Origin of the sequence: Streptomyces sp. NPDC017890, from assembly GCF_044328675.1 — a bacterium.
In the GTDB taxonomy this organism is placed as follows: Bacteria; Actinomycetota; Actinomycetes; order Streptomycetales; family Streptomycetaceae; genus Streptomyces.
The window spans coordinates 127,429-146,140 of sequence record NZ_JBIRHU010000012.1 but is presented as its reverse complement, the minus strand read 5'-3'; the positions used below and the strand labels follow the sequence as shown (position 1 = coordinate 146,140).

General features: G+C 72.5%; 12 protein-coding genes and 1 pseudogene. 2 read left to right on the top strand and 11 right to left on the bottom strand.

Annotated elements, in window-relative coordinates; genetic code table 11:
• Positions 1-101: 101 nt before the first annotated feature.
• The 5 genes from ACH4F2_RS17870 to ACH4F2_RS17850 all read right to left on the bottom strand — a co-directional run bounded on the left by ACH4F2_RS17870 (position 102) and on the right by ACH4F2_RS17850 (position 5,128).
• Positions 102-749, bottom strand: a complete 648-nt coding sequence (locus ACH4F2_RS17870; protein WP_398133643.1) for a SurA N-terminal domain-containing protein — start codon at positions 747-749, stop codon at positions 102-104.
• Positions 750-945: 196 nt separating this feature from the next.
• The gene (gene pkaE / locus ACH4F2_RS17865) at positions 946-2,436 is read right to left on the bottom strand and encodes a serine/threonine protein kinase PkaE (protein WP_398133727.1); all 1,491 of its coding nucleotides are present in this window, start codon (positions 2,434-2,436) and stop codon (positions 946-948) included.
• Positions 2,437-2,474: 38 nt separating this feature from the next.
• Positions 2,475-3,200 carry a hypothetical protein gene (locus ACH4F2_RS17860; protein WP_398133642.1) on the bottom strand — a complete coding sequence of 242 codons (726 nt, stop codon included), beginning with the start codon at positions 3,198-3,200 and terminating at the stop codon, positions 2,475-2,477.
• A gap of 282 nt (positions 3,201-3,482) precedes the next feature.
• Positions 3,483-4,226 carry an N-acetyltransferase gene (locus ACH4F2_RS17855; protein WP_398133641.1) on the bottom strand — a complete coding sequence of 248 codons (744 nt, stop codon included), beginning with the start codon at positions 4,224-4,226 and terminating at the stop codon, positions 3,483-3,485.
• Between the two features lie 119 nt (positions 4,227-4,345).
• Positions 4,346-5,128 carry an HNH endonuclease family protein gene (locus ACH4F2_RS17850; RefSeq protein WP_398133640.1) on the bottom strand — a complete coding sequence of 261 codons (783 nt, stop codon included), beginning with the start codon at positions 5,126-5,128 and terminating at the stop codon, positions 4,346-4,348.
• A 133-nt stretch (positions 5,129-5,261) separates the two neighbouring features.
• Here ACH4F2_RS17850 and ACH4F2_RS17845 point away from each other — a divergent pair, with 133 nt between their 5' ends.
• Positions 5,262-5,459, top strand: coding sequence for an antitoxin (locus ACH4F2_RS17845; RefSeq protein ID WP_398133639.1), 198 nt, complete (start codon positions 5,262-5,264; stop codon positions 5,457-5,459).
• Positions 5,460-5,553: 94 nt separating this feature from the next.
• Here the strand turns inward: ACH4F2_RS17845 and mfd are convergent, their stop codons facing one another.
• The 3 genes from mfd to ACH4F2_RS17830 all read right to left on the bottom strand — a co-directional run bounded on the left by mfd (position 5,554) and on the right by ACH4F2_RS17830 (position 12,980).
• The gene (mfd, locus tag ACH4F2_RS17840) at positions 5,554-9,087 is read right to left on the bottom strand and encodes a transcription-repair coupling factor (protein WP_398133638.1); all 3,534 of its coding nucleotides are present in this window, start codon (positions 9,085-9,087) and stop codon (positions 5,554-5,556) included.
• A gap of 543 nt (positions 9,088-9,630) precedes the next feature.
• Positions 9,631-12,195, bottom strand: a complete 2,565-nt coding sequence (locus ACH4F2_RS17835; RefSeq protein WP_398133637.1) for an ABC transporter permease — start codon at positions 12,193-12,195, stop codon at positions 9,631-9,633.
• The gene (locus tag ACH4F2_RS17830; protein ID WP_398133636.1) at positions 12,192-12,980 is read right to left on the bottom strand and encodes an ABC transporter ATP-binding protein; all 789 of its coding nucleotides are present in this window, start codon (positions 12,978-12,980) and stop codon (positions 12,192-12,194) included. Before ACH4F2_RS17830 ends, ACH4F2_RS17835 begins: the two co-directional genes overlap by 4 nt.
• 462 nt (positions 12,981-13,442) lie before the next feature.
• On the opposite strand from ACH4F2_RS17830, the pseudogene ACH4F2_RS17825 reads away from it, so the two are divergent.
• Positions 13,443-13,794, top strand: a pseudogene (locus ACH4F2_RS17825) (cation acetate symporter); the annotation flags it as partial.
• A gap of 36 nt (positions 13,795-13,830) precedes the next feature.
• Here ACH4F2_RS17825 and ACH4F2_RS17820 read toward each other — a convergent pair.
• The 3 genes from ACH4F2_RS17820 to ACH4F2_RS17810 form a co-directional block, all read right to left on the bottom strand.
• Positions 13,831-14,721: a cellulose-binding protein gene (locus ACH4F2_RS17820; RefSeq protein ID WP_398133635.1), complete on the bottom strand. Its 891-nt coding sequence runs from the start codon at positions 14,719-14,721 to the stop codon at positions 13,831-13,833.
• Between the two features lie 165 nt (positions 14,722-14,886).
• A complete protein-coding gene (locus ACH4F2_RS17815; protein WP_398133634.1) occupies positions 14,887-17,673 on the bottom strand; it encodes an SUKH-4 family immunity protein in 2,787 nt (928 codons plus the stop codon).
• A 7-nt stretch (positions 17,674-17,680) separates the two neighbouring features.
• Positions 17,681-18,706 (bottom strand): SMI1/KNR4 family protein, encoded by a 1,026-nt coding sequence (locus ACH4F2_RS17810; RefSeq protein ID WP_398133633.1) that lies wholly within the window; start codon positions 18,704-18,706, stop codon positions 17,681-17,683.
• Between the last annotated feature and the right edge of the window lie 6 nt (positions 18,707-18,712).

Genomic DNA, 18,712 nt, shown 5'->3' with positions numbered 1-18,712 from the left:
CGGCCGACAGCCCCATGAGTTGTCCACAGGGCCGTCGTCCACGGGAGCGTTGTCCACAGGGGGGCGGGTGACCACGGCCCGCCCGGTCGCCCACCGGACCGTTACGCCGTCTGCCGCGTCTGCGCCGCCGTGATCTCCCGAACCCACGGCACCGCGGTGTCGACACGGCTGCTCTTCTGGACGTCCCAGGCGCCGTAGCGCGGGTTGAGGTCGACGTCGAGCTTCTTGGAGGCCTCGGACAGGGCCTGCCAGAACTCGGGCCGGCTGGTGTCGGTGCCGAGGGTCTCGGCGAGCTTCTGGGCCTCCAACTGGATGCGGAGGTTGTCGTCGAGGCGTTCGGACGGGACGCCGTACTGCTGCAGCCAGACGGTCTCCAGCTCCTGGGCGCCGCCGGCCTGCTCCTCGAGGCCGCCACGCATCCGCTGGACGTCCTTGCGCGTGACGGTCACGCCCGCGTCCTGGGCGGCGCGGTGCAGGACCTGGTCGAGGACCATGCTGTGCAGGGTGTCGCGGGTGAGGCCGCCGGTACGGGCGAGGACCTGCTGGTACTGGGCGTCGTCCGGGACGGCGGCCCGCTGTGCCTCGCGTACCTCGTCGACGCGGTTCTCCAGCTGGGCGACGGTGATCCGCTGGTCGCCGACGACGGCCGCCGCGCCCTGATGCGCGTCGTTGCCGCAGGCGGTGAGCAGGGGCGCCGCGGCGGCGATCGCCGCGGTGAGGAGGAGTGCGGTGCGACGGCGGCGGTGCAAGAAAACCTCCTGAGGAGATTGCAACAACAGGTGCGGCGCGCAGCGCCCCCCACCAGGGGTGGTGGTCGGGCGACGGGCGGGCGCACAGAGTCTTGCGATGATCGATGGTAGGCAGTGGCCGGGCTCTGGCCAACCCATTCGACCAACGATTCACCAGGACTTCGGGCACCGCCTCGCCCCGGCCGCGGAGGTGTCGTCAGCCGCGTACCTGGCCGAGCCACTGGAGGGTGCGCCGGATCTCGGCCGCGAGCGGGTGGCCGGGGCCGTGGACGCGCTCCACGTCGTGCAGCAGCCGGGCCAGCGTCTCGTGGGCGGCGGCGCGGTCGCCGAGGGCGAGAAGCAGGTGGCCGATGCGGCGGCGGACGTCGTGGGCGAGGTCGGGGTCGCCGGCGACGTACTGGTTCTCGTAGTAGGGCAGCAGCGCGCGGTACTCGGCGAGGGCCGCCGCCGGCTCGCCGAGCTGTTCCAGGCACTGGGCGGCGTCGTAGCGGTGGCGCAGGGACTGCGGATCGGCCTGGCCCGCCTCGGCGGCGCGTTCGTCGGCGAGGTTGCGCAGCTCGGGCAGGGCGCGCCGGTACTGGCCGTCGTCCATCAGAGTGGCCGCGTACTGCCTGCGCAGGGTGCGGACGACCGGGGAGCGTTCACCGTGCTGTTCGGCGGCGGCGGGCAGGATCGCGCCGAGGATGTCGACGGCCTGGGTGATGCGGCCCTCGCCGAGGAGGCGTTTGACGTCGTCGACGGCGCGGGCGACGTCCGGCTTCTCGGCCTCGGCGACCGGCGGTACCGGCGCCGGCTGGGGTGCGGGGGTGCGGGCGCGGTCCGGCCAGGGGGCGTGCGGGCGCACGAAGGGGCGGGTCGGGTCGAGCGGCCCGCCGGTGGGCATACCGCGCGCGGGCAGCAGCAGCGCCAGGTGTTCGTAGACCTCCTGGGCGGAGGCGGGCCGGTGCTGCGGGTCCTTGGCGAGCAGGCGAAGAACCAGGGTTTCGAGCGCCTCGGGGACCTCGGGCCGGATGCGGCGCACGGGCAGCGGCGGCTCGTACAGGTGCCGGTGGAGGACGCCGAGGGCCGTGGAGCCGGCGAACGGAACGTCGCCGCTGAGCAGTTCGTGCAGGAGGACGCCGAGGGCGTAGAGGTCGGTGTACGGGCCGACCGCGCCGCCCATCGCCTGCTCGGGTGCCATGTAGGCGGGCGAGCCGATGGGGGTGCCGGTGTGGGTGAGGCGGGTGGTGTCGGCGTCCATGACGGAGGCGACGCCGAGGTCGAGGACGGTGACGGTGCCGTCCTGCTTCACCATCACGTTGCGCGGTTTGAGGTCGCGGTGGACGATCGGCACGGCGTGCACGGCGCTGAGGACGGCGCACAGCTGGGCGGCGACGGCGACCGCCCACTGCCAGGGGTACGGGTCGTGCTCGGCGAGGTGGTCGGAGAGGTCGGCGCCGTCGACGTACTGCATGACGAGGAACAGCTCCTCGCCCTCGCTGCCCGCGTCGTGCACCGTGACGAGGCCGGGGTGGTCGACCTGTGCGGTCACCCGGCACTCGCGCACGAAGCGGCGGCGCAGTTCGTCGGCCTCCTGGCCGGCCACCTTGTCGGGGCGCAGCAGCTTCACCGCGACCCGCCGGTCGAGCCGCCGGTCGTACGCCGTCCAGACCTGGCCCATGCCGCCCTGCCCGATGAGCGTCGACAGCTCGTACCGGTCGGCGACGACACGCCCTGCCGCCACGGTCACCGTCCGCCCTGGCCGTCGCCGTTGCCGTCGTGCTTGCGCAGGTAGGCGCTGAGCTCGTCGAGCTCGGCGCGGACCTGGTCGATACGGGCGGGGGCGGGGTGCTGGGGCGGCGGCGTGGGAGCGGGTCCCTGAGGCACGGGCGTCTGCGGCACGGGCGTCCGGGACATCGGCGCCTGGGACACCGGGGCCTGGGACACCGGCGTCTGAGGGATCGGTCCTTGAGGAGCGGGCGCTCGAGGGACCGGTGCTTGAGGTGCTTGGAAGCCGGGGTGCGCGGGGTGGCCGGCCGGGGGCTGCGGTACGAGCGTGGGCGCGTACGGTCCCGCGGGGTGCGTCTGGCCGTAGTACGCGGCGGAGGCCTGACGCGGCGGCGCGTAGCCGGTGAACTGCCGCGGTGCGGCGTGCAGGCGTATGTCGACGACGAGGAAGTACGCGCTGGCCGCCGCTCCGATCAGCAGGAGAGCGGCCATGGCGACGTCCGTACGACGGTCGCTCTCCGGCAGCTCACCGACCACGGCGAGGCAGCCGATGGACACCGGCAGGCTCAGCCAGGCGACGGCCCAGTCGAGCCCGCGGCCGCGCAGCACGGCGATCCGGAACAACGGGACGCAGGCGAGCAGGCCGCACGTCAGGAAACCGGCGGCGGCGAACAGCACGCGCAGGGTGATGACGGTGGCCGCGCCGCGGGAGGGCGGCGGCCCGGCGGCGCTGTTGCCGTACATGACTCTCCTGGACCGGTGATGCCTGCATGCCGAACGGACGAACGGGCCGTTCGGTGTGGAAGTCCGAGCGTATAGGCCGGGACCGACAGTGGTCGCCGGTTGTACCGAACCGTTGCCGTACCGATCACCACCAGGTCACCGACCGGGTGTCACGGTGCCCGCACGGCCGAAGTCCCGCCAGGCGTCGAGCACGACGGCCCGCACGGCCCGCCGGAGACCCTCGACCTGGACGGGACGACGGCCTGACCGCCTGAGCCGCCCCGGCACCCGTGCCGGGGCGGCTCAGAGCGCGTGCCGCATCCACACGTTGGGCTCGACGTACACCGCGTACCCGCGCTCCGGTTCGCAGCGCACCGGCACCAGGGCGCCGGGGACCTCGATGTCCCCGGCGGTGTCGAAGGGCAGTCCCGTCCAGTGCCGCCACTCGTCCAGCGAGCCGGAGACGGTCATGGAGGCCGGGGCCACCGAGTCGAATGTGGCACCGGCGCGGGCGTGGACCCTCAGCCAGGGGTCGTGCGGCAGGCCGTCGGGGCGCAGGCGGCGGACGTACTCCTCGATGGGGGTGTGTGGTTCGAGGTGCTTGGCGCTGGGGCGGACGGGGGCGACGACCTCTCGGAAACCGCGGGCGCGGGCGTTGTCGCGCATCGCGGCGAGCATCCGGCCGGACACGCCGAGCCCCTGGGCGTGCGGGGCGACGGAGACGGAGATGGCGCTGACGGTGTCGGGACGGACCTCGCGGCGCAGGTCGCTGAAGGCCCAGACGAGCACCTCGCCCCAGCCACGCGCGGGCAGCGTGCCGCGTCCCTCCCTGTGCAGGGCGAACGGCACACTCTGGCCGTGCGCGACGACCTCGCCGTGCTCGTCCTCGGCGAACTGCACGTACTCCGGCAGTTCGACGGCGATGCGCGGGTAGTGGGCGTTGCCCGAGAGGTCCTCGACGGCGAACGCGGGCCAGCTGTCGGCCATTTCCCGGACCCGGTCCACCATCTCCGGGCGTTCGGCGAGGCTCGATACCTTCAACTCCATGGGGCCACGGTAGGCAGGAGGGCCGGCGGTCGGAAAGCGGTTTTGCCCCGTCGTTCACGCTCCTCGACGAGCGGATCGGGGCGAAGAGGCGCGGTGAGCCGGCGGACGCCCGGTTTCCGTCAGCCGCCGCACTGCCGCAGCATCGCCTGCCGGTCCGGTGCGGTGACCGCCAGTTCGTACTTGGCGGCGACCTGGGCGAAGCGGACGGCGTACGCGCACCGGACCGGCTTGGCGGGCGGCAGCCAGGAGGCCGGTCCGGAGTCGCTTTTGGCGGAGTTGGCGCGGCCCTGGACGGGGATCAGGTTGAGCGGGTCGTTCGCCAGTTGTTCGCGCTTGCTCTCCGACCACCGCGAGGAGCCCATCTGCCAGCTGTACGACAGCGGCACGACGTGGTCGATCTGGACCTCGCCCGCCTGCTGCTTGCGCCACTCGACGGTCGTGCCGGTGTACGGGTCGTCCAGCGTCATGGCGACGACCACGCAGTCGGAGCCGGAGCGGAAGCGCAGCTTCTGGCCGTCGCGTTTCAGCAGGTCGTTCCGCGTGTCGCAGCCGTTGCGGGCGAGTGGCACGCCGTCGGCCGAGTCCATCCATGCGTAGCCGAACTCGTCACGGTCGTACCCCGTCCTGGGACCGCGTCCCTTGGTCTTCAGGCCGTCGATGAGCTTCCGGGCCGTCGCCTCGTCGGTGTCGCCCTTGACCGGGCCGAGGCCGGGTTCGGTTCCGTCCGGGTTGCTCAGCGGGCTGACGGCCTGTCCTGCCGCCCGCCCCTCGGCCGGTGCCTCGGCACCGCTGCCCGAGGACGGGTCCCCGTCGTCCTGAAGTTCCTCGCACCCGGTGACCAGGGCCAGTGCGAGAGCCGCGCCCGCGGCCCATCCGGTACGGATCCTGCTGTGCCGCCTCATGCGTGTCCTCCCCTTGCTGTTCGCCGTACCACCGTAGCGACGGAGAGGTCCAGACCATAGTGGGCTTTATTGGGCATGCCGGACAAATCTGCCGTACCGTCGGAAGTGAGTCACGCCTCGGAAGGAGCTCTGCATGGGCATCCTCGACAAGATGAAGAACATGGCCGGCAAGGACAAGGACAAGTCGAGAAAGGCGTCCGACGCCGCCGAACGCCAGGTCAACCAGAGGACCGGCGGCAAGTACGAGAAGCAGGTCGACGCCGCACAGCAGCGGGCCGAGGGCAAGCTCGGCTTCGGGCGCGGACGGGGCGGCGACCGGCCGGAACGGTAGGAGGACGCGGTAGCGCGCCCCACACCTCGAACACCTCGGAAGCCGTCCACGGGCCTGCCTCGTGGACGGCTTCCAGGCTTCCTCCAGCGGGCGGCTACGATCCCAGGATCGACGTCAGGAACTCCCCCACCCAGCCGAGCAGTTCCCGCCCGACCAGCGGCTTTCCGCCCACCTTCGCGGTCTTCGGGCGCGGCACGAGGATCTGGTGGGCACCCGCCTTGATGACGCTTCCGGGATAGAGCCGCTTGAGCCTCAGCTCCTGGGACTCGCGCAGCTCCACGGGCGCGAACCGGATGTTGTTGCCTTGGAGCACGACCTCGCCGACGGCGCACGCCCGCGCGAGCATGCGCAGGCCCGCTACCAGCAGCAGGTTTTCCACCGGTTCCGGCAACTTGCCGTACCGGTCGACGAGTTCCTCGCGTACGGCCTTGATGTCCTCCTCGCTGTTGGCGGAGGCGATGGACCGGTACGCCTGGAGCCGCAGCCGCTCGCCGGGGGCGTAGTCGTGCGGGACGTGCGCGTCGACGGGCAGCTCGATCTTGACCTCGAGCGGCGGCTCCTCCTCCACACCGCCCTCCAGGGAGGCCCGGTAGTCCGCGACCGCCTCGCCGACCATCCGTACGTACAGGTCGAAGCCGACGCCCGCGATGTGGCCGGACTGCTCACCGCCGAGGAGGTTGCCCGCGCCGCGGATCTCCAGGTCCTTCATCGCCACGTACATGCCCGCGCCCATCTCGGTGTGCTGGGCGATCGTGGCGAGCCGCTCGTGCGCGGTCTCGGTCAGCGGCTTCTCCGGCGGGTAGAGGAAGTAGGCGTAGCCGCGTTCGCGGCCTCGGCCGACCCGGCCGCGCAGCTGGTGGAGCTGGCTGAGACCGAAGTTGTCGCCGCGCTCCACGATGAGGGTGTTGGCGTTGGAGATGTCGATGCCGGACTCGACGATGGTCGTGGAGACCAGCACGTCGAACTTCTTCTCCCAGAAGTCGACGACGACCTGTTCGAGGGCCTGTTCCGACATCTGGCCGTGGGCGGTGGCGATGCGCGCCTCGGGGACGATCTCGCGCAGCTTGGCCGCCGCGCGGTCGATGGACTCGACCCGGTTGTGGATGTAGAAGACCTGGCCCTCGCGCAGCAGCTCGCGGCGGATGGCGGCGCCGATCTGCTTGTGCTCGTAGGGGCCGACGAAGGTCAGCACCGGGTGGCGCTCCTCCGGCGGGGTGGTGATCGTGGACATCTCGCGGATGCCGGTGACCGCCATCTCCAGGGTGCGCGGGATGGGGGTGGCGGACATGGTCAGGACGTCGACGTTGGCGCGGAGCTTCTTCAGCTGCTCCTTGTGCTCGACGCCGAAACGCTGTTCCTCGTCGACGATGACCAGGCCGAGGTCCTTGAACTTCGTCTCGGAGGAGAACAGGCGGTGGGTGCCGATGACGATGTCCACGGAGCCCTCGCGCAGGCCCTCCAGGGTCGCCTTCGACTCGGTGTCGGTCTGGAAGCGGGACAGCGCCCGCACGTTCACCGGGAACTGGGCGTACCGCTCGCCGAACGTCCCGAAGTGCTGCTGCACCAGCAGGGTCGTCGGCACGAGTACGGCCACCTGCTTGCCGTCCTGGACGGCCTTGAAGGCGGCACGGACCGCGATCTCGGTCTTGCCGTAGCCGACGTCGCCGCAGATCAGGCGGTCCATGGGGACGGTCTTCTCCATGTCCTCCTTGACCTCGGCGATGGTGGTGAGCTGGTCCGGGGTCTCCGCGTAGGGGAAGGCGTCCTCCAGCTCGCGCTGCCAGGGGGTGTCCGCGCCGAAGGCGTGCCCCGGCGCCGCCATCCGCGCGCTGTACAGCTTGATCAGGTCGGCGGCGATCTCCTTGACCGCCTTCTTCGCCCGGGCCTTGGTCTTGGTCCAGTCGGCGCCGCCCAGGCGGTGCAGGGTGGGGGCCTCGCCGCCGACGTACTTGGTGATCTGCTCCAGCTGGTCGGTGGGGATGTAGAGCCGGTCGCCGGGCTGGCCGCGCTTGGCGGGGGCGTACTCCACGACCAGGTACTCGCGGGTGGCGCCCTGCACGGTGCGCTGCACCATCTCGATGTAGCGGCCCACGCCGTGCTGCTCGTGGACGATGTAGTCGCCCGTCTCCAGGGTGAGCGGGTCGATGGTCTTGCGGCGCCTGGCCGGCATCCGGGCGCCCTCGCGGCCGGCGGCCTTCTGCCCGGTCAGGTCGGTCTCGGTGAGCACGGCGAGCTTGAGCGCCTGGTCGACGAAGCCGTGGTCGATCGAGCCGCAGGAGACGTGCACGACGGAGGGACCGAGAGTGCCGAGGTCGTTGTCGAGGCGGGCCGCGATGCCCTCGCCGCCGAGGACCTCGACGGTGCGGGCGGCCGGGCCGTGGCCCTCGGTGACGTAGACCGTGCGCCAGCCGTCGGCGAGCCAGCCCTTGGTGTCGGCCAGCGCCTTGGCGGTGTCGCCGCGGTAGGTCTCGGGGGCGTGCATGCCGAGCTTGAGCGTGTCGGCGTCGTCCAGCGCGTCGTCGGCGGCGAACGGCGACACCGACCACCACATCATGTCCAGCTCGCGGGCGCGTTCCCGGACGTCCGCGATGGACCACAGGGAGGCCGCGTCCACGTCGATCGGCGCCTCGCCGCCGCCGGCGGTGGCCGCCCAGGACGCCTGGAGGAACTCCTGGCTGGTGGCCACGAGGTCGGCGGCCCTCGTGCGCACCCGCTCCGGGTCGCAGACCAGGGCCATGGCGCCCTTGGGCAGCACGTCCAGCAGCAGCTCCATGTCGTCGACGAGGACCGGGGCCAGGGACTCCATGCCCTCGACCGCGATGCCCTCGGCGATCTTGCCGAGCAGTTCGCCCAGCTCGGGGTGGTCCTCGGCGAGGACCCGGGCCCGCTCCCGTACGTCGTCGGTGAGCAGCAGTTCACGGCAGGGCGGGGCCCACACGCCGTGGTCGGCGACCTCCAGGGAGCGCTGGTCGGCGACCTTGAAGTAGCGGATCTCCTCGACGTCGTCGCCCCAGAACTCGACGCGGAGGGGGTGCTCCTCGGTGGGCGGGAAGACGTCCAGGATGCCGCCGCGCACCGCGAACTCGCCGCGCTTCTCCACCAGCTCCACGCGCGCGTACGCGGCGGCTGCCAGGGCTTCGACGATCTCGTTCAGATCGGCGCTCTGCCCGGTGCGCAGCGCGACCGGCTCCAGGTCGCCGAGGCCCTTGACCTGCGGCTGGAGCACGGAGCGTACGGGTGCGACGACGACGGAGACCGGGCCGGTCTCGGGGTCGTCGGGACGTGGGTGGGCCAGTCGCCGCAGGACGGCGAGACGGCGGCCGACGGTGTCGCTGCGGGGGCTGAGCCGCTCGTGCGGGAGCGTCTCCCACGAGGGATACTCCACCACGCCCTCCGGGGGCAGCAGCGAGCGCAGGGCCGCGGCCAGGTCCTCCGCCTCGCGTCCCGTCGCCGTCACCGCCAGCACGGGGCGGCCCGTCTCGCGGGCCAGCGCGGCGACGGAGAAGGCGCGGGCGGCGGGCGGGCCGACCAGGTCGACGTGCATGCGGTTGCCGTCTGCGGCCGCCGAGATGGCTTCCGCGAGGGCGGTGTCCTTGACGACGGCGTCGAGCAGACCGTGCAGGCTCATGGAGGGGGCGCTTCCGTCCTGGGGTGCCGGGGGTGGACAACACGAGTAGCCCGACGCGGTGAGGGCCGGGGGTGTCCAGCGTACGACGCTGCGCGGGCCTGCGTCGGAGCCTGTGGACGACGTCCGCTTCCGGGTGACCGGCATGGCGGTGTACCCGCCAGAGGGCTGCGCCCACCTTGTGCCCAGCCTGCGCCCCGGACCCCGGCGTGTGCCCCGGACCCCGGCCTGCACCCCCGGACCCCGGCCTGTGCCCACCCACCATCCGACTCGGTCGGCCGAAAGGGGACCCTCAGGGCGTCGGCCGCCTCATGCGACCGGAAAGGATCCGACGCGGAGCCTCGGACGAACGACCCGACGCGGAGCCCCCGAACGGACGAAAGGACCCGGCGCGAAGCCCCGGCCGAACGACCCGGCGCGAAGACCCGGACGAACGACCCGGCGCGAAGCCCCCGAACGGACGAAAGGGCACAGCGCCGGAAGTCGTCCAGGACTTCCGGCGCCGTGCGTTCCCCCGCAACCCCCGTGTGCGGTGGCCGTCGGCCGCTACTCCGTCGCGATGGCGTTCAGGACGTTCATGCGGCCCGCGCGGAACGCCGGGACCAGGGCCGCGAACAGGCCCACGAACGCCGAGCCGATGAAGACGCCGATGATCGTCGGCCAGGGGATGTCGAGAACGTTGAGCCCCTCCAGGGCGAGCAGCTTCTGTGCCGTCGCGCCCCAGCCCATGCCCAGTCCCAGGCCCAGCAGGGCACCGAAGAGGGCGATGACGACGGACTCCATGCGGATCATGCGGCGCAGCTGGCGGCGGGAGAGACCGATCGCCCGCATCAGACCGATCTCGCGGGTCCGCTCGACCACCGACAGCGCCAGCGTGTTCACCACACCGAGGACCGCGACGATGATCGCCAGGGCGAGCAGGCCGTAGACCATGTTCAGCAGCTGGCCGATCTGGTCCTTCAGCTCCTGCTTGTAGTCGGTCTGGTCGGCCACCTGGTACTGCGGGTACGGGTCCAGCGACTTCTTCAGCGCCGCGTACGCCTGCTCCGCCTGGCCGTCCTCGGCCTTGGCGAACATGATCGAGTTCGGCGGGATGCTGTCGGCCGGCAGGTACTTCCGCATCGTCTCGACGCTGATGTACCGCGCTCCCTGTTCGATGGCCACGTCGTCGTCCATGATCGCGGCGACCTTCAGCTTGGCGGTCTCGCCGCCCTTGAAGGCGACGGAGACGGTGTCACCGACGTGCACGCCGTGCTTCTCGGCGTAGCCCGTGCCGACCGCCATGGCGTCGGTGCCGTAGGCGGCGGACAGGTCGCCCTCGGTCGTCACACGGCGCACGTCCTGGGCGAACGTCGGATCGGCGGCCGTGAGGCCGTCGTCGTCCGTCTTGCCGTCGGGCGAGGTCAGGGTGGCGTCGAGCTCCTTGTACTGGGTGACGTGCGCCAGTCCGGGTGTGTCCTGTATCGCCTTCTCGGCCTGCGGCACGATCCGCTGGTTGCCCTGGACGATGAAGTCCGCGCCGACCGACTTGTCCAGCTCGCTCGTGGCCGAGGCGACCATGGAGGAGCCGACCACCGAGAGGCAGGCGACGAGCGCCAGGCCGATCATGAGGGCGGCGCCCGTGGCACCGGTGCGGCGCGGGTTGCGCAGGGCGTTGCGCTCGGCCAGGCGGCCGACCGGACCGAAGGCCCGCAGCAGCACCGCGCTGATCACCCGCACCACGAAGCCCGCGAGCAGCGGACCGATGACGACGAAGCCGATGAGGGACAGCACGATGCCCGCGCCGAGCATCATCGAACCCTCAGTCGCCTTGTCGGCGCCGGCTGCCGTGAACAGGGCCGCGGCGCCGGCACCGGTGAGGACCAGGCCGATCAGGCCGCGTATCCAGCCGGCCTTGCCGTCGGCCGGCGTACCGGCGTCGCGCAGGGCGGCCATCGGGGAGACCTTGCCGGCGCGGCGGGCCGGCAGGTAGGCGGCCAGGACGGTGACCACGACACCGAGGACCAGGCCGACCACGGGGGTCATCGTCTTCACGGTCAGGTCGTCGGTGGACAGGTTCATGCCCGCCGCCGACATCAGTTTCATCAGGCCGACGGCGATTCCGACACCGGCCGCGACACCGAGGACCGAGCCGACGACGCCGAGGAGCAGGGCCTCGACGAGCACCGATCGGTTGACCTGCCTGCGGGAGGAGCCGATGGCCCGCATCAGGCCGATCTCGCGGGTGCGCTGGGCCACCAGCATGGAGAAGGTGTTGATGATGAGGAAGATGCCCACCAGGAACGCGATTCCGGCGAAGCCGAGCATGGCGTACTTGATGACGTTCATGAACTCGCCGAGTTCCTCGCGGTTCTCGTCGGAGTTCTCCTTCGCCGTCTGCACCTTGTAGGTGCCGTCCATGACCTGGGAGACGTTCTGCTTGAGCTGCGCGTCGGAGACGCCGGCCGCGGCGGCGACGTTGATCTGGGTGTACTTGCCGGTGGCGCCCAGCAGTTCGCGCTGTGCGGTGGGCGTGTCGAAGTAGATGACGGCGGCGCCGGGGTTGGTCACCGTGAAGGAGGCGATGCCGACGATCCGGGCCTTGAAGTCGCCGGTCTGCGAGATGGTGCGCAGTTCGTCACCGAGCTTCAGGTCGTGCTTGTCGGCGGTGTCGGCGTCGACCATCGCCTCGGTGGGCCCGCGCGGGGCGTGCCCGGAGGTGATCTCCATCGACCGGAGGTCGTTCTTCGTCCAGTTGCCGGCGATCGTCGGGGCGCCGCTGGTGGCGCCCACGTTGTCGTTGTCACGGTCGACGACGGTCACGTTCATCGAACTGACCATGCCCTCGGCCGTCTTGACGCCCTCGGCCCCCCGGACCCGTTCCAGCGCGGACGCCGGCAGCGACTCGGGCACGCCGCTCTGCGGAGCGTCGTCGCTCCTGGCCTCCTTCGGCATGACCGTCACGTCCGACGAGGTGACCGCGAAGAGCTTGTCGAAGGTGGTGTTCATCGTGTCCGTGAACACCAGGGTGCCGCACACGAACGCCACCGACAGCAGCACCGCCACCGCCGACAGCGCCATACGGCCCTTGTGCGCGAGGAAGTTGCGCATCGAGGTCTTGACGACGGTCATGACGTGCGCCCCCGGGCGTCGAAGTCCTTCATGCGGTCGAGGACGGCGTCCGCGGTCGGCTTGTGCATCTCGTCCACGATCCGGCCGTCGGCGAGATACAGCACCCGGTCCGCGTAACTGGCGGCCACCGGGTCGTGGGTGACCATCACGATGGTCTGGCCCAGTTCGGTGACCGACCGGCGCAGGAAGCCCAGCACCTCGGCGCCGGCGCGCGAGTCGAGGTTTCCGGTCGGCTCGTCACCGAAGATGATCTCGGGCCGCGCGGCCAGTGCCCGCGCCACCGCGACCCGCTGCTGCTGGCCGCCGGAGAGCTGGGTCGGCCGGTGCTTCAGCCGCCCGGCGAGGCCCACGGTCTCCACGACCCGGTCCAGCCACGCCCGGTCGTACTTGCGTCCGGCGATGTCCATGGGCAGCGTGATGTTCTCGATCGCGTTCAGCGTCGGGAGCAGGTTGAACGCCTGGAAGATGAAGCCGATCCGGTCCCGGCGCAGCTGTGTGAGCTTCTTGTCCTTCAGGCCGGTGATCTCGGTGTCGTCGAGGTAGATCTGCCCGCCGGTGACGGTGTCCAGGCCGGCCAGGCAGTGCATCAGCGTGGACTTGCCGGACCCCGACGGCCCCATGATCGCGGTGAACTGGCCGCGCGCGATGTCCACGTCCACGTGGTCGAGGGCGACCACCCGGGTCTCACCCGATCCGTAGGCCTTCACGACCTGCCGCGCTCGCGCGGCAACGGCCGTACGCGCTCCGGCGCTCCCGTGCGTGGGAATACTTACGGCCGATGTCATGTCAAGTCTCCTATGTCGGTCATCAGGTGAGCCGCCGGTGCCGGCGGCGGGCGCTGAGCGGTGCCGGTGAACGTGGTGCTGCGACCCGTCCCGGTGAACGCGCCGCCGTGCGTGTGCCGTGCTGCTGCATCAAGAGTCTGGCCGGACCGGGGGGTCGACCGCGCTGGTGTTCAGCGCACTCTTTTCCTGGGGAAAACCCCACCCCCACGGGTCCGGTTCGCCGCCCCCCAGCGGCGTAAGGCCAGATTAAGGAGGGCACCGGGCCCGTCTCGTCCTCCGACGGTACGAACCGTCCCCACCCCGTAGTACGGAGGTACCCCTAGGGGCAGTCCGCCCTTCGGTGGAGCGGATCTCAGGGTCGCCCTCCACCCCGGGACGCATCGATCGTCCCCCCTCCCGCGACGTCAGGGTCAAGGCATGAAGGCCAGGACTTGGGGGCCAGGACGTGAGGACAGGGCATGAGTGGTCACGCTGTCCTTCTGCCTGGGCGCATCGGCCATCGCACCCGCCCTGGTCCACGGCCTCTTCCGGCGCCGCTACACCCGCGCCGGACTGCTCAGCACCCTGATCGGCGGCTCGCCGGCGTCCTGCTGCTGATGCCGGGTACCAACCCGGTCTCCGGCTCGCCCGTCTCCGCCTTCCCCGACGCCGACTTCGAGTGGTTCCCGTTCACCACGACGGGCCTGGTCTTCATCCCCTGGGCTTCGCCTGCGGCTGCCCGGGCACGATGCTCTCCGGCGGGCGCAGGGCGGAGGGACAGCGCCGCCACCACGAGGCCGTGGGGGGCTGGATCATGGCGGGGGCGGTACGCCGGGGCAATGGACGGCGCCCGGGAAGCGGCCCCGAGGCGTCACTCCACCGCCCGGCCCGTCAGCGAACGGAGATTGCTGCGTACGGAGGCCATGTGGGCCTGGAGTTCGTCCCACCGTGCCCCGTGCTCACGCAGCACCCGCTCCGTCTCACGGGCGATCCGCTCCTGGCACACCCGGGCCTCGGCGACCACCTCGGCCGCCCGGGCCCGGGCCTCCTCCTGCCGCCGCCCGGCCGCCTCCCCCGCGTCGGCCAGGTTCTGCTCCGCCTCGTGCAGGTCCCGCTCGGCGCGCGCCACCAGCTCCACGTGACGCGCGTCCAGCGCACGCGCCCGCTCGTCCTGCGCCCGTTCTTCCGCGGCCCACCGTTGCGCGTGCTCCCTGCTCTGCTCGGCCAGCATCCCGGCGGTGCGCTCCCGCATCTCCCGCAGCGCGGCCAGCGCCTCTCCGCGCCCCGCCTTCACCTCGCGCCGCGCCCCGATCCGCGTCTCGTCGGCCTCCGCACGCGCCGCGAGCAGCCGCCGCCGGGCCCGGTCGTCGGCCTCGGCACGTACGGTCTCGGCGTGCGCCTCAGCTGCCGCGCGCACACCGGCCGCGTACACCCGCGCGTCCTCCACCAGGCGCTCCGCCGCACTCCGCGCCCCCTCCCGTACGGCCTCGGCCTCCTCCTGACCGAGCTGGAAGAGACGCCGCGCGCGCTCCCCGAGCGCCTCGTAGCTCTGCGACTCGAGCTGGGCGACCACATCCAGGAGGTCCTCCAGCTCCTCCTCCATCTCCCGGGCGAGCACGGTGAGCCGGGCGGCCCGCTCCCAGGCCGCGTCCCGCTCCTCGAAGAGGGCCGCGGCGCACGCCTCCACCTGTTCGGGACGGTAGCCGCGCTCGCGCCCGCGTACGGTCACGAAGCCGTGAGGAGACGCCGATGCGCTGCTCATGCTCAAACCCCTGTGGTGAACTGCCGCACTGAATGGACTTAACCGACTTTATGGATCGAAAGTAAAGCCTCATAATGTGACACACCGCATGGAAAAGGGCTGGGCCCGGTCGCCTCACAGGTCGACCGGGCCCAGCCCCTCGGATACGTCAGCGGCGCCGCCGCCTCAGAGCAACCCGTCCCACATCTGCTCCAGCAGCACCGACCACCAGCTCTCCGGCGACCCGAGCGCCGCCGGGTCCAACGCGGCCAGCTGAGCCTGGAAGTCCACCGTCCAGCGGCCCGCCTGCTCCTGGTTCAGACCGAACCTGAGCCGCCACATCCGGCCCAGCAGCGCCAGGCAGCGCGCGAACTCCGGCAGTCCCGTGTTCACGAACTGCGGCGGCACGGGCACACCGCCCGGTCCCGCCTCCACCGGCACCGCCACGATGGCCGCCGTGCCGTACTGCACACAGATCGCCCGGCCGAAGTCACTGCCGACGACGAGGTACGAACCCGCGTCCGAGGCCGGCTGCACCCCCCGTTCGGCCGCCAGCTCCGCCAGTGTCGGCACCGGGCGCCCCGGCTGGGCCTGTGCCCAGAAGAACGGGCCCATGTCCATCGGCAGGCCCGCCGCCACCAGCGTGTGCGCCACGATCGGCGGCACCCCCTGCCGGGACACCGCGGCCTGCTCGAACCGGAAGACCCCCGGACCGAACGCGCCGCCCAGCTCCTGCCCGACGGCCTCCGGCGGAATCGGCGGCGCCGGCTGCACGTGCGGCAGCGGCGCGCGCACCGGCGCCGGACGTGCCGGCCCGTCGGCCACCTGGTGCAGCTCGCCCTGGTGCGCCAGCAGCTGCCCCATGCCCTGCTGCCGGCTCGCGTGGTCCGTGCCGTACGGCGCGATGGAGGTGATCCGCGCCTGCGGCCACTGCTCCCGGATCATGCGCGCGCAGTAGGCGCCCGGCAGTTCGCACGACTCCAGTTCCGTGTGCAGCTCCAGCACCTGGTCCGGCGGCACGTTCATGGCCCGCAGCTCGTGGAAGATCTGCCACTCCGGGTGCGGCGTACCCGGCGCCGAACGCCGGATCAGCTGCTGCTCGGAACCGTCCTGCGCGCGGTAGCGCAGCACGGCCTGGTAGCCCGGGCCGACGGTCGGCAGACCGGACGGCGGCTGCTGCGGAAAGCCGTACGCCGGCGGCGCACCGGGCACCGGCCCGCCGGGCGGCGGCACGGCACCGGGCGGCATGGGCTGTGCGGCACCCGGGGCGCCCGGGACACCAGGAGCACCCGGAGGCGGCGGAGGCGCGCCGGGGCCGCTCACCGGAGGTGCCGCCAGCACGGTCTGCGCATGGTGCACGCCGCCCGCACCCCCCGAGGAACCCTGCGGGCCGGGCCCGCCGGGCGCGCCAGGAGCGGCGGGAGGCGGCGGCACACCCGGACCACCGGGCGCGCCAGGACCACCGGGCGCGCCAGGAACACCAGGAGCGCCCGGGACACCAGGAGGACCAGGAGGGGCGGGCGGCACGGGAGCACCGGGCGGACCGGGCGGCTGAGGCGCGCCGCCACCCGTCCGGCCCGGATCTGCCAGCATCGTGGCGGCATGATGCATCCCACCGGGAGGCGTCCCACCGGGGGGCATCCCGCCGGGAGGCGCCCCACCAGGAGACATCCCGCCAGGCGGTGTCCCACCGGGCACGCTCGGCGGAGGCGGCGTGGCCGAACCGCCGCCCGGGCCCTCGGGGCCGAGCGACGACACCAGCTGCGTCGGCACGTAACCACCCGCCGGGGCAGCCGGCGCCGACGGGGGAGGCGTACTCCCCGGCCGCACACCCGGCACACCTGGAGCCCCCGGCGGAGGCGGCGTGGTCGCACCACCGCCACGGCGCGGCGGAGGCGCCGCCTTGCTGGTCGCGGCGTCGGCGATGTCCCCGGCGTGCGGCGCGAGCGGCTGGGCCGGCGTGGCGGACGCACCCGGACCGGCGGGCGGCTGCGGAGCGGACGGCGCCGGCGACGCGGGCGCCGGCGCCCCCGCGGACGCGGCCGGCGCGTCGGGGTCGTCGATCGCCGGCGCGAGCGCCGTCGGCGGAAGCCCACTGCCGCCCGACATCAGCGCAGTCTTGGCGTCCGGCGTCACCGCGGGCGGCGGCGTGTCATCGTCGTCGGCACCGCTCAACGGCGGCGCGAACACGGTCTGGGGCAGCGGTACGGAGCGGTCCTCACCGGCGTCCGCGTTGGTGTCCGTACCCGCCCAGGGCGTCGCCCCGGCAGGCGCACCCGGCGCACCGGACGCGCCCGCGCCCGTCCCGGTACCGCCGGCACCGCTCCCCCCGGCGGCCGGCCACGCCGCACCGCTCCCCTGCACGTCCGCAGAAGCCACGGGAGCAGCAGGAGCCGCGGCAGCCGACGACGCCACAGGAGCCGGAGGGGCCACCTCAGTCGACGGCGCCCCGGCCTGCGTCCCAGGAAGCGCCCCCACCCCGTCGGGAAGCGCCCCGGCCTGCGTCCCAGGAAGCGCCCCCACCCCGTCGGGAAGCGCCCCGGCCCCGGCACCGCCGGTGTCACCACCGCCGCCCCGGTCCCCCCGCCGACGGTCCGGAATACCCAGCTTGTCCGCCGCCTCCTGCAGCCACTCCGGCGGAGTCAGCAGGAACGACGTCTGATTCAGGTCCACCCGCGCCGCAGGCGCCGACGCCGGTTCCGCGGCCTCTTCGGGACGGCCGTACTCCTCCTCGTACCGGCGGATCACCTCACCCACCGGCAGCCCCGGCCACAGCGTCGCCTCACCGCTGTCCCGCGCGATCACCAGCCGGTGCGCGCCCCCGTCCGAACGCGGCCCGTCCGAACGGTCCTCGGCCCACACCACGAACCCGAGCTCGAACTCCCGCACCCGCACCTCACGGTGCTGGTACGCCGGCAGCTCGCCGTTGACCCACTCCTCCGCGCGCTCCTGCGCCTGCGCGAACGTCACCATCGTCAGCTCACTCCCCTACCGAGGCCGACGCCACGGGCACCGCACGCGCGAAACCACCGTCCACCATCAGGTTCGCCACCGTCTCCAGCTCCGGCGGGGACCCCGCCAGCCGCGACAGGAACGCGTCGAAGTCCTCACCGCAGGGCAGCAGCAACCGCTCCACGCGATCCGCCGGCTGCCACGAGGGGTCCACGTCCCGCACATCGTCGTAGGCGCAGAACCACACCGAACCGATCCGCTCCCCCTTCACCTTCACGGCGAGCAGACCGCCCTGGACGAACGCGACACCCAGATAGTCCTTGGTCAGGTGGTCCCGCAGACACTTGTTGACATAGACCAGGTCATTGACCGCCGCCTCCTCACGCACCGTGAAGAACGGCTGGTCGACCAGCAGCCCCAGCTCCGCGTCCAGCGCCGTACCCACCGGCGCACAGCCGCCCGCCGCCTTCAGGAACGACCGGTACGCCCCCGGCAGCCGGTACCCGAGATCCTCCTCGACCCCCTGCACCTGCTGCTCCGACACCGCGACACCCGACTTCGGCAGACCGAAGTGCGCCGGACGCGTCTCCTGCAACGGACGCGTCCCCCGCTTGCCCTGGTCCACCGCCGCCGTCGCGATCCCACCGTGGTGGCGCAGCAACGCCTTCACCTCGACCGGGACCAGCTCCATCCGCCGCGACCCGGCCACGTGGTGCCACGTCCAGCCGTGCGGCGTCGCCACCGCCGGCACCGTGTCCCACAGCTCGTGCCCCGACGCCGACAGCGCCGCGTTCGCCGACACGTAGTCCGTCAGCCGCAACTCGTCGACGCCGAAACCCTCCGGCGGGTCCGCGATCTCCGCGACCGCACGCGCGTACGGCGAGAAGACGGGGTAACCACCCTCGTCCACCCGTACCCCTCTCGGGTGACGCGCCGCCCGCACCGGATCCGGGAAGTGCACGACCTGCCCGGCATAGGCCGCGTTCGGCGGCGCGGCGTGTCCCCCGGCCTGGCGGCCGGGAGGTGCCCCCAGCCCGAGCCGACCTGTCGTCATGGCGGT

Excerpts from the sequence above, each read along its gene's own strand:
- ACH4F2_RS17835 (WP_398133637.1), bottom strand. The coding sequence starts at position 12,195 with ATGACCGTCGTCAAGACCTCGATGCGCAACTTCCTCGCGCACAAGGGC.
- ACH4F2_RS17810 (WP_398133633.1), bottom strand. The coding sequence starts at position 18,706 with ATGACGACAGGTCGGCTCGGGCTGGGGGCACCTCCCGGCCGCCAGGCC.
- ACH4F2_RS17850 (WP_398133640.1), bottom strand. The coding sequence starts at position 5,128 with ATGAGGCGGCACAGCAGGATCCGTACCGGATGGGCCGCGGGCGCGGCT.
- ACH4F2_RS17830 (WP_398133636.1), bottom strand. The coding sequence starts at position 12,980 with ATGACATCGGCCGTAAGTATTCCCACGCACGGGAGCGCCGGAGCGCGT.
- mfd (WP_398133638.1), bottom strand. The coding sequence starts at position 9,087 with ATGAGCCTGCACGGTCTGCTCGACGCCGTCGTCAAGGACACCGCCCTC.
- ACH4F2_RS17815 (WP_398133634.1), bottom strand. The coding sequence starts at position 17,673 with ATGGTGACGTTCGCGCAGGCGCAGGAGCGCGCGGAGGAGTGGGTCAAC.
- ACH4F2_RS17845 (WP_398133639.1), top strand. The coding sequence starts at position 5,262 with ATGGGCATCCTCGACAAGATGAAGAACATGGCCGGCAAGGACAAGGAC.
- ACH4F2_RS17820 (WP_398133635.1), bottom strand. The coding sequence starts at position 14,721 with ATGAGCAGCGCATCGGCGTCTCCTCACGGCTTCGTGACCGTACGCGGG.
- ACH4F2_RS17860 (WP_398133642.1), bottom strand. The coding sequence starts at position 3,200 with ATGTACGGCAACAGCGCCGCCGGGCCGCCGCCCTCCCGCGGCGCGGCC.
- ACH4F2_RS17855 (WP_398133641.1), bottom strand. The coding sequence starts at position 4,226 with ATGGAGTTGAAGGTATCGAGCCTCGCCGAACGCCCGGAGATGGTGGAC.